Annotated in this window: 14 protein-coding genes; 9 read left to right on the plus strand and 5 right to left on the minus strand. The window is 76.0% G+C overall.

The features are described 5' to 3' along the window. Positions 1 to 23: 23 nt before the first annotated feature. Together BLW63_RS06765 and BLW63_RS06770 are read right to left on the minus strand one after the other, a co-directional pair. The gene (locus BLW63_RS06765) at positions 24 to 395 is read right to left on the minus strand and encodes a hypothetical protein (protein ID WP_091152797.1); all 372 of its coding nucleotides are present in this window, start codon (positions 393 to 395) and stop codon (positions 24 to 26) included. A 67-nt stretch (positions 396 to 462) separates the two neighbouring features. Then, positions 463 to 1131: an ACT domain-containing protein gene (locus BLW63_RS06770; RefSeq protein ID WP_091152798.1), complete on the minus strand. Its 669-nt coding sequence runs from the start codon at positions 1129 to 1131 to the stop codon at positions 463 to 465. A gap of 201 nt (positions 1132 to 1332) precedes the next feature. Between BLW63_RS06770 and gatC the strand changes: the two genes are divergently transcribed. The 4 genes from gatC to gatB are packed head-to-tail and all read left to right on the plus strand — an operon-like array spanning position 1333 to position 4956. Continuing rightward, complete coding sequence (gene gatC / locus BLW63_RS06775; protein ID WP_091152800.1) at positions 1333 to 1752, plus strand: Asp-tRNA(Asn)/Glu-tRNA(Gln) amidotransferase subunit GatC; 420 nt, start codon at positions 1333 to 1335, stop codon at positions 1750 to 1752. Continuing rightward, the gene (gene gatA / locus BLW63_RS06780; protein ID WP_170856675.1) at positions 1749 to 3284 is read left to right on the plus strand and encodes an Asp-tRNA(Asn)/Glu-tRNA(Gln) amidotransferase subunit GatA; all 1536 of its coding nucleotides are present in this window, start codon (positions 1749 to 1751) and stop codon (positions 3282 to 3284) included. The genes gatC and gatA overlap by 4 nt, the downstream gene beginning before the upstream one ends. Then, positions 3281 to 3460 (plus strand): hypothetical protein, encoded by a 180-nt coding sequence (locus tag BLW63_RS06785; RefSeq protein ID WP_091152802.1) that lies wholly within the window; start codon positions 3281 to 3283, stop codon positions 3458 to 3460. Before gatA ends, BLW63_RS06785 begins: the two co-directional genes overlap by 4 nt. Continuing rightward, positions 3457 to 4956, plus strand: coding sequence for an Asp-tRNA(Asn)/Glu-tRNA(Gln) amidotransferase subunit GatB (gene gatB, locus BLW63_RS06790; RefSeq protein WP_091152804.1), 1500 nt, complete (start codon positions 3457 to 3459; stop codon positions 4954 to 4956). Before BLW63_RS06785 ends, gatB begins: the two co-directional genes overlap by 4 nt. 209 nt (positions 4957 to 5165) lie before the next feature. Here the strand turns inward: gatB and BLW63_RS06795 are convergent, their stop codons facing one another. Beyond that, positions 5166 to 6329 (minus strand): PQQ-dependent sugar dehydrogenase, encoded by a 1164-nt coding sequence (locus tag BLW63_RS06795; RefSeq protein WP_091152805.1) that lies wholly within the window; start codon positions 6327 to 6329, stop codon positions 5166 to 5168. A gap of 84 nt (positions 6330 to 6413) precedes the next feature. On the opposite strand from BLW63_RS06795, the gene BLW63_RS06800 reads away from it, so the two are divergent. Both BLW63_RS06800 and BLW63_RS06805 read left to right on the plus strand, forming a co-directional pair. Then, positions 6414 to 6665 carry a type II toxin-antitoxin system Phd/YefM family antitoxin gene (locus tag BLW63_RS06800; RefSeq protein WP_091152807.1) on the plus strand — a complete coding sequence of 84 codons (252 nt, stop codon included), beginning with the start codon at positions 6414 to 6416 and terminating at the stop codon, positions 6663 to 6665. Between the two features lie 32 nt (positions 6666 to 6697). Further along, positions 6698 to 7081: a PIN domain-containing protein gene (locus BLW63_RS06805; protein WP_211517035.1), complete on the plus strand. Its 384-nt coding sequence runs from the start codon at positions 6698 to 6700 to the stop codon at positions 7079 to 7081. A gap of 23 nt (positions 7082 to 7104) precedes the next feature. Here BLW63_RS06805 and BLW63_RS06810 read toward each other — a convergent pair whose 3' ends face one another. Then, positions 7105 to 7476, minus strand: a complete 372-nt coding sequence (locus BLW63_RS06810) for a PH domain-containing protein (RefSeq protein WP_091152809.1) — start codon at positions 7474 to 7476, stop codon at positions 7105 to 7107. A gap of 24 nt (positions 7477 to 7500) precedes the next feature. Further along, the gene (locus tag BLW63_RS06815; protein ID WP_091152811.1) at positions 7501 to 8322 is read right to left on the minus strand and encodes a helix-turn-helix transcriptional regulator; all 822 of its coding nucleotides are present in this window, start codon (positions 8320 to 8322) and stop codon (positions 7501 to 7503) included. Between the two features lie 167 nt (positions 8323 to 8489). Between BLW63_RS06815 and ilvD the strand changes: the two genes are divergently transcribed. The 3 genes from ilvD (at position 8490) to BLW63_RS06830 (ending at position 15900) form a co-directional block, all read left to right on the plus strand. Then, positions 8490 to 10217: a dihydroxy-acid dehydratase gene (gene ilvD / locus BLW63_RS06820; protein ID WP_091152813.1), complete on the plus strand. Its 1728-nt coding sequence runs from the start codon at positions 8490 to 8492 to the stop codon at positions 10215 to 10217. A gap of 260 nt (positions 10218 to 10477) precedes the next feature. Further along, positions 10478 to 13078: a putative bifunctional diguanylate cyclase/phosphodiesterase gene (locus tag BLW63_RS06825; RefSeq protein WP_139263495.1), complete on the plus strand. Its 2601-nt coding sequence runs from the start codon at positions 10478 to 10480 to the stop codon at positions 13076 to 13078. Positions 13079 to 13188: 110 nt separating this feature from the next. After that, on the plus strand, positions 13189 to 15900 hold the full coding sequence (locus BLW63_RS06830; protein WP_139263496.1) for a putative bifunctional diguanylate cyclase/phosphodiesterase: 2712 nt from the start codon (positions 13189 to 13191) through the stop codon (positions 15898 to 15900). The last annotated feature ends 104 nt before the right edge of the window (positions 15901 to 16004 follow it).

The following is a 16004-nucleotide window of genomic DNA, read 5'->3' on the forward strand; positions in this document are numbered from 1 at the left end:
GCGGGGCCCGGCGCGCGGCCGCCTCAGCTGGCCGTCCCCGGGGCCAGGGACAGGAAGCGCTTGGCCTTGCCCGTGCGGGCATCGACGGGGACCGCGGTCACCGTCTCCACGGTGACGACCGGGTCGGGCAGCCCGGCGCCGGCGAGGGCGGTCCGCAGCCGGTCGGCGAGGCCGGCCCGGTCCAGGGCGGCGGCGACGACGGCGGCGGCGTGGACTCCGCGCGCGGTCTGCCGCACCTGGTACTCGACGACCTCCGGCGTCGCGACGAAGACCGAGCGCAGCGTCAGCGGGCGCAGGGTGACCCCCGGGAAGCGCAGGACGTCGTCCGCGCGGCCCTCCACGGTGACCCGCAGGTGCCCCGGCTCCGGCGTCCGGCTGGACGACGAACCGGTCAACGGGTCAGAACCCCGTGACGCCGATGAGGACGTGGCCCCGGTCGGCGATGGCGATCGCGCAGGACGGTCACGCCGGAGGCAGGTGGGCGACGCTGGCCGCGATGCCGGCGAGGTGGACCAGCCGCAGCAACTCGGAGCGGCGGAACGCCGGCCCTCCGGAGCGGCCGATGACCACGGCCGTCCGGGGGCTGCCGAACGGGGTGGCCATCATCTCGATGGCCATCTCGCGCCAGCGCTCCGGCAACCAGGCGGCCTCGCTCGGCAGCAACTGCGCGCTCGACAGCGGCAGCCAGGGCACGGTCATCCCGTCGAAGGACGGCGCGGCGTCGGACGCGGCCAGCACCTCGCACGGGCCCTCGGCGTCCCCGGAGAGGACGACGGCCCAGCCGCTGTGGAAGACCCGCGGCAGCTCGGCGGCCAGCAGCTTCACCGCGGTGCCCTCGGCGGCCCGGGAGAGCGCCTCGAGGAGCTCCAGCTCGCGGTGGGTGTCGAGCGGCCCGGCGAAGGGCCGCAGCGACTCGACCTGCACGCCTGGGACACGCTGCGCGGCGGTGATCAGGCTGTCGGGGAGCCGGTCGGGGGGCAGGTCCACGACGATGTCGTCGACCGCGACCTCCCCGCCGCGCTCGAGCACGTCGACGGAGACGATGTCGACGCCCGCCTCGCCCAGCGCCGTGGCGACGGCGCCGAGGATGCCGGGGCGGTCGGGCACGATCAGCCGCAGGAGATAGGACACGGTTCCTCCGTGTTCGAGGTTCGGCCGATCTCCGTCGATCGCGGGCGGCGACAGCTTCTCGCACCGACCGTCCGGCGGTCGAGCCACCTCCCCGGGCCGCCTCCGGCGGACCGGCGCGGGAGGCCCGGCACGTACAGTGGCGGGGTTCCGACGTGGTGACGAGCGCCCTCGGGCGCCGACCGAGGAGAGTCCCGCCGCAGCATGAGCACACCCTCCCCGCAGGAGACGGCCGAGTCGCAGGCGTCCGCCGCGCTCGGTCGCGATGACACCGCCGCCGGACTCGGGCGCGATGACACCGCCGCCGGACTCGGGCGTGAGGACGTCGCCGGACTCGGGCGTGAGGACGTCGCGCAGCTGGCCCGGCTGGCCCGGCTGGCCCTCACCGACGAGGAGCTCGACCACTTCGCCGGGCAGCTGTCGGCGGTGCTCGACGCGGTCGCCGAGGTCGGGAAGGCCGATGTCGGCGACGTCCCCCCGATGACCCACGCGGTGCCGCTGACCAACGTCACCCGCGAGGACGTCGTCATCCCGAGCCTGCCGCGCGACGTCGTCCTGGCCCAGGCCCCCGCGGCGGAGGACGACCGCTTCCGCGTGCCGCAGATCCTCGGGGAGGAGGAGTGAGCACCCCGGTGACCGACGACCTCACGAGCCTGGACGCCGCCGAGCTCGGCCGGCGGCTGGCGGCCGGCGGGACCAGCTCGGTGGAGCTGACGCAGGCCTACCTCGACCGGATCGCCGCGGAGGACGGCGTCCTCGGCGCCTACCTGCACGTCGCTGGCGAGGCCGCGCTGGCCCGCGCCGGCGAGGTCGACGCCGCCCGAGCCGCCGGGGAGGAGCTGGGCCCGCTGGCCGGGCTGCCGGTCGCGCTCAAGGACGTCTTCGTCACCGAGGGCGTCCCGACGACCAGCGGCTCGCGGATCCTCGAGGGCTGGCACCCGCCGTACGACGCGACCGTCGCCGCGCGGCTCAAGGCCGCCGGCACGGTGCTGCTCGGCAAGACCAACATGGACGAGTTCGCGATGGGCTCCTCCACCGAGAACTCCGCCTACCGCCCCACCCGCAACCCGTGGGACCCCGACCGGATCCCCGGCGGCTCCTCCGGCGGGTCGTCGGCCGCGGTCGCCGGCGGGCTGGCCCCGTGGGCGCTGGGCACCGACACCGGCGGCTCGATCCGCCAGCCGGCCGCGGTCACCGGGCTGGTCGGGCACAAGCCGACGTACGGCTCGGTGTCCCGCTACGGCCTGATCGCCTTCTCGTCGAGCCTCGACCAGGCCGGCCCGATGGCGCGCACGGTGCTCGACGCCGCCGTCCTGCACGAGGTGATCGGTGGGCACGACCGGTGCGACTCGACGAGCATCGACGCCCCCGTACCGCTCCTGGTGAAGGCGGCGCAGGAGGGTGCCCGCGGCGAGCTGGCCGGCCTGCGCGTCGGCGTCGTCCGCGAGCTGGGCGGCGACGGGCACAGCGACGGCTACGACGCCGGCGTCCTGGACCGGGTGCGGGAGACCGTCGAGCTGCTGGCCGGCATGGGCGCCGACGTGCGCGAGGTGTCCTGCCCGGCGTTCGACCTGGCGCTGCCGGCCTACTACCTGATCGCGCCGAGCGAGGCCTCGTCCAACCTGGCCCGCTTCGAGGGCATGCGCTTCGGCCTGCGGGTGGGGGACGACGGCAGCCGCTCCCTCGAGGAGGTCATGTCGCTGACCCGCGAGCAGGGCTTCGGCCCCGAGGTGAAGCGGCGCATCATCCTCGGCACCTACGCGCTGTCGGCCGGCTACTACGACGCCTACTACGGCCAGGCGCAGAAGGTCCGCACGCTGATCACCCGGGACTTCACCACCGCGTTCGACGACGTCGACGTGCTGGTGAGCCCGACCAGCCCCACGGTCGCGTGGCCGATCGGCGCGCGCGTCGACGACCCGCTGGCGATGTACGCCGCCGACCTGTGCACCCTGCCGGCCAGCCTCGCCGGGCTGCCGGCCATCTCGGTGCCGTGCGGGCTGTCGGAGGGGCTGCCGGTCGGGTTCCAGGTCATGGCGCCGGCGCTGGCCGACGACCGCTGCTACCGGGTCGCCGCCGCGGTCGAGGCGGCACTCGACGCCGCCCGCGGCTCCCGGCTGCTCGACGAGCTGGCGAACCGGGGGGCTGCCGCGTGAACGGCGCGCTCAAGGCCGCCTGGGGACTCACGGCCTTCGTCGTCCTGGTGGGCCTGATCGGCTGGTTCGCGACCGGCGAGGTGTTCTTCGCCGTCTTCATCGTCCTGGGCCTGCTGACCGCCGTCGGGGCGTGGCTGAGCGGCCGCAGCACCGGCCCGAAGGAGAACCGCTCATGACCGCCACCCTCGTCGACTACGACGAGCTCCTCACTCGCTACGAGCCGGTCATCGGCCTGGAGACCCACGTCGAGCTGGGCACCGCGTCGAAGATGTTCTGCGGCTGCGCGACCACCTTCGGCGCCGAGCCCAACACCCAGACCTGCCCGGTCTGCCTGGGGCTGCCCGGCTCGCTGCCGGTGGCCAACGCCGCCGCGATCGAGGCGACGATCCGCATCGGGCTGGCGCTGGGCTGCCGGATCGCGTCCTGGTGCCGCTTCGCCCGGAAGAACTACTTCTACCCGGACATCCCCAAGGGCTTCCAGACCAGCCAGTACGACGAGCCGCTGTGCACGGCCGGCCACCTGGACGTCGAGGTCGACGGCGAGACGTACCGCGTGGAGATCGAGCGGGTGCACCTGGAGGAGGACACCGGCAAGAACCTGCACGTCGGCGGGGCCACCGGCCGCATCCACGGTGCCTCGCACTCGCTGGTCGACTTCAACCGGGCCGGCATCCCGCTGGTCGAGATCGTCACCCGGCCGATTCCCGGCACCGGCGCCAAGGCCCCCGAGGTCGCCCGCGCCTACGTCACCGAGCTGCGCGAGATCATCCAGACCCTCGGCGCCTCCGACGTCCGGATGGAGCAGGGCAGCCTGCGCTGCGACGTCAACACCTCGCTGAACCCGGTCGGCGACCTCGAGTGGGGCACCCGCACCGAGACCAAGAACGTCAACTCGCTGCGCAGCGTCGAGCGGGCGGTCCGGTTCGAGATGCGCCGCCAGGCCGCCGTCCTGGACGCCGGTGGCCGGGTGCTGCAGGAGACCCGCCACTTCCACGAGGACGCCGGCAGCACCTCGCCGGGCCGCAGCAAGGAGGAGGCGACCGACTACCGGTACTTCCCCGAGCCCGACCTCGTGCCGGTCGCGCCGGACGCCGAGTGGGTCGAGAAGCTCGCCGCCGAGCTGCCGGAGCTGCCCGCGGCCCGCCGCGCGCGGCTCCAGGAGGAGTGGGGCCTGTCGGCCACCGAGATGGCCTGGCTGGTCAACGCCGGCGCCCTGGGCCTGGTCGACGCCACGGTCGCCGCCGGCGCCACGCCGGCCGACGCCCGCAAGTGGTGGCTGGGCGAGCTGGCCCGCCGCGCCAACGACGCCGGGGTCGAGCTCGCCGAGCTCGCCGTCACCCCACGGCAGGTCGCCGAGCTCACCCGGCTGGTCGCCGAGGGCACGGTCAACGACCAGCTGGCCCGGCAGGCGCTCGACGGCGTGCTGGCCGGCGAGGGCGACCCCGCGCAGGTCGTGGCGGCCCGCGGCCTGGCGGTGATGGGGGAGTCCGACGAGCTGGTGGCCGCCGTCGAGGCCGCGATCGCCGGGGCGCCCGACGTCGTCGCCAAGGTGCGGGGCGGCAAGGTGCAGGCCCTCGGCGCGCTGGTCGGCGCGGTCATGAAGGCCACCCGCGGCAAGGCCGACGCCGCGACCGTGAAGCGCATGCTCGAGGAGCGCGTGGTCGGGAGCTGAGAGGGAACGCAACGGTCCCACGAGTCGGGGGGACGGCACCCGGCTGGGGTGGATCGGTCGCGGGGGCCCGGTGGCCCCGTCCAGGGGCACGCCCCGAACCTGCGAGGGGTGGGGAGGACGGGTCCTCTGTCCGACCGGGACACGGGCAGCGGCTCAGCGTGGGTGGGGGACGGCACCTGGCCGCGGCGTCGGCCGGTAGGCCGACGGTGTCACAGCGGGCTGTCCTGGGCGCCGCCGGGTGGGAAGACGCGCAGCACCCGGTCGTCGTCCGGACCCGGGGTGCCGACGCCGTCCTCGTTGGACGTCGTGATCCACAGCGCACCCTCGTCGTCGAGGACGACGGTGCGCAGCCGGCCGTACCGCTCGGTGAGGAACTCGGTGGGCTCCTGGCTGACCGCCCCGGTGCCGTCGAGCTGCACCGTGTGGATGCGCCGGCCGTCGAGCGCCCCGAGGAAGACGGTGCGCCCCGCGACCGCGCAGCCGCCGAGGCCGCCCTCCGCGGGGCCGAAGTCCACGACCGGGCCGGTGCTGTCGGGACCCGCGGTCGGCCAGCCCGCGTCACCGCCCTCGGTCACGGCGTCGAGCGCGTCGGGCCCCTCGGCGGACTCGTCGGTGGCGTAGAGCGCCTGCTCGCCGCCCCAGCACAGCGCGGTCACGTCGGAGTGCCCGCTGCTGTGCACCGGGCCGGCGCCGACGGGGCGGCCGAAGACGTCGACGTGCAGCACCTTGCCGGCCAGCGAGGCGGGGTCCTGGGCCAGGCCGGCGTTCCCGGTGTCGCCGGTGCCGACGAACAGCGTGCCGTCGGGGGCGAAGACCAGCCCGCCGCCGTTGTGCGTCTCGCCGCGCGGGATGCCGGTGAGCACCGGGTTCGGGGTGCCGCCCATGGGGAAGCGGACCACCCGGTTGTCCGTGGCCGTCGAGACGTAGGCGTAGAACAGGCCGTCCTCGGGGAAGGTCGGCGAGATCGCCAGCCCGAGCAGCCCGCCGTCCCCGGCGGTGTCGACCCCGCCGACGGTCATGAGCTCGCGGGCGGGGGAGCGGTCGGGGAAGACCTGCAGCAGTCGCCCGGTCTCGCGCTCCCCGACGACCGCGCTGCCGTCGGGCAGCACCACCAGCCCGGTGGGCACCAGCAGCCCGGAGGCCACCACGTTCGGGTCGCCGGCGTCCTCCTCGGACTCCGGGTCGGCCGGGTCGCCCGGCGCGGGTGCCGGCGAGGACTCCGTCGGCGGGCCGACCTGGGGCGGCGGGCCCTCCGGCTGCGGGCGGAACGGGCCGGCCGGCTCGTAGCCGTCGCTCCCGCACCCGGCGAGGACGACGGCCAGCAGGGCGGCACCGGCCAGGCCCCGTCCCCGTCGCGCGCGCTGCCGGCTCACCTCTCGAACAGTACGTGCGCGAGGTGGGGCGACGGACCAGACTGAGCAGAGGCCGACCGTAGCACTCGGTGCTACGCTCGATGGGTGGCCGAGATCGCCCAACGCGAGCTGAGAAACGACAACGCCGAGGTCATCCGGCGGGTGGAGGCCGGGGAGACCTTCATCGTGACCCGCAACGGGGTACCCGTCGCGGAACTGCGCCCGCTCCCGGCCGGCAGGCAGCGCGTCGTGCACCGGGACCGACTGGCCGAGGTCGCGGGCCGGCTCGACCCCCTGGACGGGGCGCGGCTGCGCGCCGACCTCGACGACGTGGCCGATCCGTGGGCCCAGCTCTGAGGTCTGCGTCGGGAGCGGGGCAGGCCCCGTGGTTGCTCGACACCTCCGTCGTCATCGACCTCACGGACCCCGCGGTGCTCGCAGCTCTCCCGGAGACGACGGCGATCAGCGTCGTCACCATCGCCGAGCTCGCCGCCGGTCCACTGGTCACCGATGACGACGCCGAGCGCGCCCGGCGTCAACGGCACCTGCAGGAGGTCGAGGCCCTCTTCGACCCGATCCCGGTGGACGCAGCAGCAGCGCGGGCCTTCGGCGAGATCGTCTCGGCGGTCCGCCGATCCGGCCGGCAGCCGCGGCGGCGGCAGTTCGATCTGCTCATCGCTGCGGTCGCCCGCGCGAACCGTCTGGCGGTCGCAACACGCAACCCGGTCGACCTCGCCGGTCTGGAGGACCTCGTCGAGGTCCACGCGGTCTGACGACCGGTCGAGCCCGGTGCCCGTCAGGCGGGGCCGGGAGCGGGTATGCGGCCACCGGAGACCCCGGCCAGGCGGGGCAGGTCGCGGGCGCGCAGGGCCGGCAGCCGCAGCTCGGTGCCGCGGGTGGTCACCAGCCACAGCTCGCCGCGCTCGCCGACGCGGAGGCCGGCCACCTCGCCCCACGGCACCCGGCGGGAGCCGGCCAGCGAGCGCACCGTGATCCCCGCGTCGCCGACGTCCACCCCGACCCGCAGCACGTACGCCGCGGCGAGGGCCGGGACGAGCAGGAAGACCGGCGTCCACGCGGCGGCGGAGGCCAGGGGCAGGACGCACACCAGCAGGACGACGACCGGCAGCAGCGCTACCCGGCTCATCCGCAGACGCGCTGTCGTCACGTCCGCACATCCTCCCAGACCGGGTCAGGCCGACAGCCGCGCCAGCCGGTCGGCCGCGTCCCCGCCCTCCGCGGCGGTGTAGACCACCAGGTGCAGCCCTGGGGCGTCGGCCGGGGTGAGCTGGTGGTGCTCGAGCAGCAGCGTCCCGACGCGCGGGTGCTCGAACAACCGCTCCGAGGAGCTGAACCGGTCGACGTCGTGGCTGGCCCAGCCGGTGCGGAAGTGCGGGCTGGCCGCCGCCAAGCGGGCCACCAGGTCGACCACCCCCGGATCGGCCAGCCGAGGGCCCACCTCGGCGCGGAACTGGGTGAGGAAGCGGCGGCTGTCGCCGGCCCAGTCGGCGAGCAGCGAGCGGACCGCCGGGTCGGTGAACACCAGCCACAGCAGGTTGCGCTCGGCCGCGGGCACGGCGGCCACCCCCGGGTAGAGCCGCTCGTAGGCGCGGTTCCAGCCCACGATGGTCCAGCCGGCGGTGATCGCGTAGGCGGGGGAGGGGCCCAGCGCGTCGAGCAGCCGCTGCACGTGGGCCGGCATGCCCGCGGCCGCGCCGGTCGGGGTGCTGCCACCGTGCCCGGTCAGCCGGAGCACGTACTCGTGCTCGGCCGGGGACATGCGCAGCGTGCGGGCCAGCGCGTCGACCACCTGGCGCGAGGGCCGGATGTCGCGGCCCTGCTCGAGCCACGTGTACCAGGTGTGACTCACGCCGGAGAGCAGCGCGACCTCCTCGCGGCGCAGCCCCGGCGTCCGGCGCGGTCCGCCGCCGGGCACCCCGGCGACCCGGGGGTCGACCTGGCGGCGGCGCGAGCGGAGGAACTCCGCGAGCTCACGTCGGGCGGTTGCGGACACGAGGACTCCTCGCCGCTCGGTGGTGGTGTCGGTACCAGTATCGAGGGTCTCTCGGCGGGCCGGACGGATCGGCCTAGAGTCGCCGCACGGGAGCGAGCCCGCGAGCTCGTGCAGGAGCACGGCACGACGATCGGCGCGAGGCCGACGAGCGCCAGCGAGGAGGACGAGTGACGATCGGCGAGGACCTCATCCCGGGACGCGAGTCCCACGGTGCGACGCACAGCCCCCTCAAGCCGCGCAGCTACGAGGTGACCGACGGCATCGCCAAGGCCCCGGCGCGGGCGATGCTGCGCGCGGTCGGCATGGGGGACGACGACTGGGAGAAGCCGCAGATCGGCGTCGCCTCGTCGTGGAACGAGATCACCCCGTGCAACCTCTCCCTGGACCGGCTGGCCAAGCGGGCCAAGGAGGGCGTGCACGCCGCCGGCGGCTACCCGCTGGAGTTCGGCACCATCTCGGTGTCCGACGGCATCTCCATGGGCCACGAGGGCATGCGCGCCTCGCTGGTCTCCCGCGAGGTCATCGCCGACTCGGTCGAGACGGTCGTGTTCGCCGAGCGCCTCGACGGCACCGTCCTGCTCGCCGGCTGCGACAAGTCGCTGCCGGGCATGCTGATGGCCGCCGCCCGCCTCGACCTGGCCAGCGTCTTCGTCTACTCGGGCTCGATCCTGCCCGGACGGCTCGGGGACCGGGACAACCTGACGATCATCGACGTCTTCGAGGGCGTCGGCGCCTGTGCCCGCGGGCTCATCAGCCGCGAGGAGCTGGACGCCATCGAGAAGGCGGCCTGTCCCGGCGAGGGCTCCTGCGGCGGCATGTACACCGCCAACACGATGGCCAGCGTCGCGGAGGCGCTGGGGATGGCGCTGCCCGGCAGTGCCGCGCCGCCGGCGCCGGACAGCCGCCGCGACGCCGTCGCGGTCGCCTCCGGCGAGGCCGTCGTCAACCTGCTGCGCCAGGGGATCACCGCCCGGCAGATCATGACCCGGGAGGCGTTCGAGAACGCCATCACCGTCGTCATGGCGCTGGGGGGGTCGACCAACGCCGTCCTGCACCTGCTGGCCATCGCGCACGAGGCCCAGGTCGAGCTCACGCTCGAGGACTTCAACCGGATCGGCGACCGCACCCCGCACCTGGCCGACGTCAAGCCCTTCGGCCGGTTCGTCATGACCGACATCGACCGCGTCGGCGGCGTCCCGGTCGTGCTGCGCGCGCTGCTCGACGCCGGCCTGCTGCACGGCGACGTGCTGACCGTGACCGGGAAGACGATGGCCGAGAACCTCGCCGAGATCGCCCCGCCCGACCTGGACGGCACCATCGTCCACGCGATGGACAACCCGATCCACAAGACCGGCGGGCTGACCATCCTGCGCGGCACGCTGTCCCCGGACGGCGCGGTCGTGAAGTCCGCCGGCTTCGACGCCGACGTCTTCGAGGGCACCGCGCGCGTCTTCGACGGCGAGCAGGGCGCCATGGACGCCGTCACCGAGGGCACGCTGCAGGCGGGCGACGTCGTGGTGATCCGCTACGAGGGCCCCCGGGGCGGGCCGGGCATGCGCGAGATGCTCGCCGTCACCGGCGCCATCAAGGGCGCGGGCCTGGGCAAGGACGTCCTGCTGCTCACCGACGGCCGGTTCTCCGGCGGGACGACGGGCCTGTGCGTCGGCCACGTCGCGCCCGAGGCCACCGACGGCGGCCCGATCGCCCTCGTGCGGGACGGCGACCGCATCCGGCTGGACCTCACCACCCGCACCCTCGACCTGCTGGTCGACGACGACGAGCTGGCCCGCCGCCGGGCCGCGTGGACGCCGCTGCCCCCGCGCTACACCACCGGCGTCCTCGGCAAGTACGCCAAGCTGGTGAGCTCCGCGGCCCAGGGCGCGGTCTGCGGCTGAAAGGGAGGACCTCCTCGCCCCGGCCTCCCTGCAGGGTCCCGCCGGCCCCGTCCGGAGGCTCACCCCGAGCCTGCGAGGGGTGAGAGGACCGGGTCCTCCATCGAGCGGTGGGGGCAGGGAGGCCCTTCTGCTGGACGGGGGCCGAGCGCCGGGCGTCCCCCGGAGGGGTGAGGCCGGGGTCCCCCCGGCTGTCGTGGCTCCGGCCGCCTGCCGACTGAGCAGGTGTGGACAAGCTGAGGTGGTGGCTCCTCGGGAGCGCCGTGCCCGTGGGTGCCGCCTGCGCGGTCTCCGCGAGCACGCCCGGCCCGGGGTACGTCGGCGACCTCGCACTCGCCGCGCTCGGCATCGCCACGGCTGCGGTGCTGTGGACGGCCGGCCGGTCGAAGCAGTCCGGGTGGCGGGGCTGGCGGCTGTTCGCGCTGGCCCCGTTGACGCCGGTCGTCGGCCTGGTCGCCGTCACCGTCGCGGCACCGGAGTCGCCGCTGGAACAGGTCGCGCTCCGCTGGCTGCCCACCGTCCCCGGCTACGTCCTCGTCGTCGTCGCCACGTTGACCCTCGTCGCCCCCTCGCGGCTGCGCGGTGGCGCCCGCCCGGCCGTCGAGCTGGCCCTGTTCCTCACCGCCTGCGTCCTCGTCGTCCAGGTGCTCGTGCTCGGCCCCGACCCCGGCTGGTCGGACCTGGCGCCCACCGGGGCCGTCGTCCTCGGCGCGGCCGTCCTGGTGACCTCGGCCTCCATGGCCGCGGCACTGCTCCTGCTCGGCGTCATCGAGAGCCGCCGCCAGCCCATGGCGCTGGTGCTGCTCGCCGCCACCGCACTGCTCGCCCCCGGCCGCGCGCTGGGCACCGCGGCCACGCTGTCGGGGGAGCACGCCGTCGGCGACGTCGGCCGTTTCCTCATCGGCGGCGGCCTGGTGCTGCTCGGCGCCGCCGTCCTGGTCGACCCCGGCCCCTGCCCCGAGTCGGGCAGGCGCCCGCGCAGCGGCCGCTCCACCCAGCTGCGCCAGGTGCTGCCGTACCTGGCGATGACCGTGGCCTGCTTCGGCGCGGCCGCGGTGTCGCTGACCGGCCACCGGATCAGCCCCGTGATCGCCGTCGGGGGGTCGCTGTGCGCCGTCCTCGCCGTGCTGCACCGCTGGCTGACCGCGCGCGACGAGCAGCGCCTCGGCGCCCGGCTGCGGCACAGCGAGGCCTACTTCCGCTCCCTGGTCGCCGCCAGCAGCGACGCCGTCCTCATCCTCGACGGCGACCTGCGGGTCACCTGGTCCTCGCCGACCCTGGGGACGACGCTCGGCGGCTCCGCCGCGGTGCCGGCCGGCGCCGACCTGCTCGAGCTGGTCCACCCCGAGGACGCGGTGCCCGTCGCCCGGGCCCTCCGGTCCGCGGCGGCGGACGCGCCGCCGCCCGGCGTGCTCCGGCTGCGGCTGCGGCACGCCGACGGCACCTGGCGGCATCTGGAGGCCAGCACCTCCGACCTGCGCTCGGACGCCGTCGTGGGCGCCGTCGTCCTGTACTGCCGCGACACCACCGAGCGGGTCGCGCGGGAGCGGGCGCTGGAGCAGGTCGCATTCACCGACCCGGTCACCGGGCTGCCCAACCGGGCCGGCTTCGAGAGCCGGCTCGAGGGGGCCCTGGCCGAGACCGGGACGACCTGCCGCAGCCTGCTGCTGATCGAGCTCGAGGGCCTCGACGAGGTGCGCGAGGACGCCGGCCGCGACGTGGTCACCGCCGTGCTGGTCGAGGTCGGCCGGCGGCTGCGGACCACCGTGCGCGGCTGCGACGCGGTCAGCCGGGTGGGCGGCGGCGCCTTCGCGCTCCTGGCCGAGGGCGCGCCGCACGCGGTCGACCTGCTGGCCGACCGCTGCCTGTCGGTCATCGAGCAGCCGGTGGACACCGTCGCCGGGGTGTTCGATCTCAGCGCCGGCATCGGCGTGGTCGATCTGGCCGCCGCCGGCTCGGTCGCCGAGCTCATGACCCGCGCCGAGCTCGCCCTCCGCGCGGCGGTCGCTGCCGGCACGGGCAGCGCGGTGCGGTACCGGCCGGCGCTGGGCAGCGCCGCCGAGCGGCGCGCCCGGCTGCGCGACGACCTGCCGGGCGCCTGGGACCGCGGCGAGCTGTCGGTGCTCTTCCAGCCCATCGTCTCGCTGGGGGAGCAGCGGGTGACCGGTGTCGAGGCCCTGCTGCGCTGGCAGCACCCGGAGCTCGGCGAGGTGCCCCCGACGGAGTTCGTGCCGATCGCCGAGCGCGCCGGCGTGATCGGCGAGCTGCAGCGCTGGGCGCTGGAGACCGCCGCCGCGGCCGTGCTGCCGCTGCCGCACAGCGGCACGCCGGTGCGGCTGGGCGTGAACATCTCCGCCTCGCACGTGGCCGCCCGCACCCTCGTCCGCGACGTCGCCGCGGTGCTGCAGTCGACAGGGCTGGCGCCCGAGCGGCTGGTGCTCGAGGTCACCGAGGCGACGCTGATGTCCGAGGGCGAGCACGTGGCCGTCGACATGGAGGCGCTGCGCCTCATGGGCGTGCACGTGGCGCTCGACGACTTCGGCACCGGCCGCTCCTCGCTGGCGCACCTGACCCGGCTGTCGATCGACGTACTCAAGCTCGACCACGCGTTCGTGCTGCGCGTCGACCGGGACCCGAAGGCCCGCGCCCTGTGCGAGTCGGTCGTCGCGATCGCCGCGGCCCTGGGCCTGGACGTCGTCGCCGAGGGCGTGGAGACCCCGGCCCAGCTGGGCGCGCTGCGCGCCGCCGGCTGCGGCTTCGCGCAGGGCTTCCTGCTGGCCCGGCCGATGCGCGCGCAGGACCTCGTCGACGTGCTCGACGTCGGCGCCGGCCAGCTGTGGCCCGGGCTCGTGGGCTCCCGGTGACGGAGGACCCCTCGAAGGACCCCTCGCCCCCCGAGAAGGACCCCTCGCCCCCCACCGCTCACAAGCTCGCGGCGGGCCCCTGCGAGGGGCCGCCTCGCAGGCTCGGGGCGGTGCCCTGGACGGGGCCGCCGCGGTCCGCCCTCCGCGGCGCGCTCCCGGTCCTCGTCCTGCTGGGGGTGCTCGCCGCGGCCACCGCGGTCCTGGAGCTGACCCGGTCCCCGCTGACCCCCGCGCTCGTCCCCGCCTGCCTGGGCCTGGGGTCCGGCGCGGCCGCGGTCGTGGCGGCGCGGGGCGCCGCCCGCCTGCCGGGCCGTTCCGCGCGGCCGTGGCGGGCGCTGACAGCGGCCCTCGCGCTGCTCGCCGTGGGCCAGGTCCTCGCCACCGTCCGTGCTGGCGCGGACCTGCAGTTCGGCGGTGTCGAGGACGTGCCGACGCTGCTCGCGGTGCCGCTCGCCGTCCTGGCCGCGCTCCGGCTGCTGCCTCCGCGGCCGCGCCGGTGGCCCGGCTCCCGCACGGTGCTCGACGGCCTCGTCGCCACCCTCGCCGTCGCCGTCCTCGGCCACGTGCTGCTGGCCGCGCTGCTCGCCGGCGTGGAGGGCGCCGCCGACGGGCTCATCGCGGTCGGCTACCCGGCCGTCGGTGCCGTCCTGGTCGGGGTCGGGCTGGTCACCGTCACCGGGGTCCGCGGCGCCCGCCGCGGAGCCGCGGTCTGGCTGCTCACCGCGGCGGTCGCGATGGCGGTCGTCGCGGTCGGCGGCGCGCTCGGCCGGACGCTGGGCAGCACCGCCGCCACGGTCGTCACCGAGCAGGCCTGGCTGGCCATGCTGGCGGCGAGCGTGCTGGCCGTGCGGTGCGACCCCGGGGAACCGGCGACACCGGACCACGACCGGCCGATCGTCCCGCTGCGCGGCCTGGTGCTCGCCTCGGGGGTCGCGTCGAGCGTCCTGCTGCTGCTCCTCGCCGGCGTGCTGACCGGCCGGGCGATCGACCCGGTCGAGGCCGGCGGCGGCGCGGCGCTGGTGGTGCTCACCTCGCTGCGCACCACGCTCTGGGCGGCCGACGGCTACCGGCTCACCCAGCGGCTGGTCCGCACCGAGGGCTACTTCCGCGCACTGGTCGACAGCGGTGACGCGGTCACCGTCGTCCTCGACGGCACCGGCCGGATCGGCTGGGCCTCGGGTGCCGTGGCGGCGCAGCTCGGCCGGACCGACGGCGACCTCGCCGGGCGGCCGCTCGCCGATCTGCTGGACGTCGAGGGCCGCGAGCTGGTCGCCCGCGTCGCGCAGGCCGTCCGCAGCGGCACCACACGAGGGCTGCTGCCCGCGACCGTGCGGCTGCGCACCCGCGACGGCCACTGGCGCGACGTCGACGTCACGGGGGCCGCGCCCGCCGGCGCCGCCCCGGCCGGGGATCCCGGTCCCGCGTGGCGCGGCGGCCTGGTCCTGCACCTGCGCGACGTCACCGCCCGCAGCTCCAGCCGGCGCGAGCTGGAGCGGATGGCCTACACCGACTTCCTCACCGGCCTGCCCAACCGCGCCCGGCTCATGGCCGAGCTCGGCGACGTGCCCGCCGGCACCGACCCCGGGTGCCTGCTGCTCGTCGACCTCGACGGCTTCAAGGCGGTCAACGACGTCGCCGGCCACGACGCGGGCGACCGGCTGCTCTGCGAGGTGGCCGAGACGCTGCGCGCGGCCGCGCGGGAGGACGACGTCGTCGCCCGGCTCGGCGGCGACGAGTTCGCCGTCCTGGTGCGGGCCGGCCGCGACGAGGCCACCGTGCTGGCCGAGCGGCTGGTCGTGCTGCTCGACCGCGACCACCGGCCGCCGGCCCCCGACGGCAGCGCCCGCGGCGGGCTGGTCCTGCCGGTCTCGAGCAGCGTCGGCGTGGCCGAGTTGCGCGCCGGCGGGGACCCCGCCGAGGTGGTGCGCCGGGCCGACCTGGCGCTGCGGGCGGCCAAGGCCGCCGGCAAGAACTGCGTCCGGACCACCGGAGAGGCGCTGGACCGGGTCGTCGACCGGCGCGCCCGGCTGGCGCGGGACCTGCCCGACGCGATCGCCGACGGCGGGTTGTCGTTGGAGCTCCAGCCGGTGGTCGGCCTGGAGGAGGGCCGCGTGCTGGGCCTGGAGGCGCTCGTGCGCTGGCGGCACCGGGAGCTGGGCGACGTCCCGCCGGAGGAGTTCGTCGGGGTCGCCGAGGACGAGGGCCTCGTCGTGCCGCTGCAGCGCTGGGTGCTCGGCACCGCGACCGCGGTCCTCGCGCCGCTGCTCGCGCAGGGACACGACCTGCAGCTGGGCGTCAACGTCTCCGTGCGGCACCTGCAGGCCGGCTGCCTGGCCGCCGACGTCGCCCGGGCGCTCGCCGCCTCCGGCGTCCCGGCCCGCCGGCTGATGCTGGAGATCACCGAGTCGGTGCTCGTCGACGCCGAGGACCGGGTCGAGCGCGAGCTGGCCGCCCTGCGCGAGGCCGGCTGCCTCATCTCGATCGACGACTTCGGCACGGGCCACTCCACGCTGGCCCGGCTCTCCCGGCTGCCCGTCGACGTGCTGAAGATGGACCGCGACTTCGTGGCCCGCATCGAGGAGGACCCGCGCACCGCGGCCGTCGTCGCCAGCGTCGTGCAGCTCGGCCGGACGCTGGGCCTCGACGTCGTCGCCGAGGGCGTGGAGACCCTCGGGCAGGTGACCGCGCTGCGCGGGCTCGGCTGCCGCTACCTGCAGGGCCACCTGCTCGGCCGCCCCGTGCCCGCCGCCGACCTGCCCGCGGTGCTGGCCGCACCGGTCGCCGACGTGGTGCGTGGAGACGAGCTGCCGTCCCACGTCTGACGACACGACATTCCACACATTGGGACGGCCTGGTTGACGTCCGGCCCGGTCGGGGCGCACAGTGGCCCCGTGCGTCCGGCCTGCCTGCTCCTGGTAATCGCCTA

Source organism: Geodermatophilus africanus (assembly GCF_900107105.1).
GTDB lineage: Bacteria > Actinomycetota > Actinomycetes > Mycobacteriales > Geodermatophilaceae > Geodermatophilus > Geodermatophilus africanus.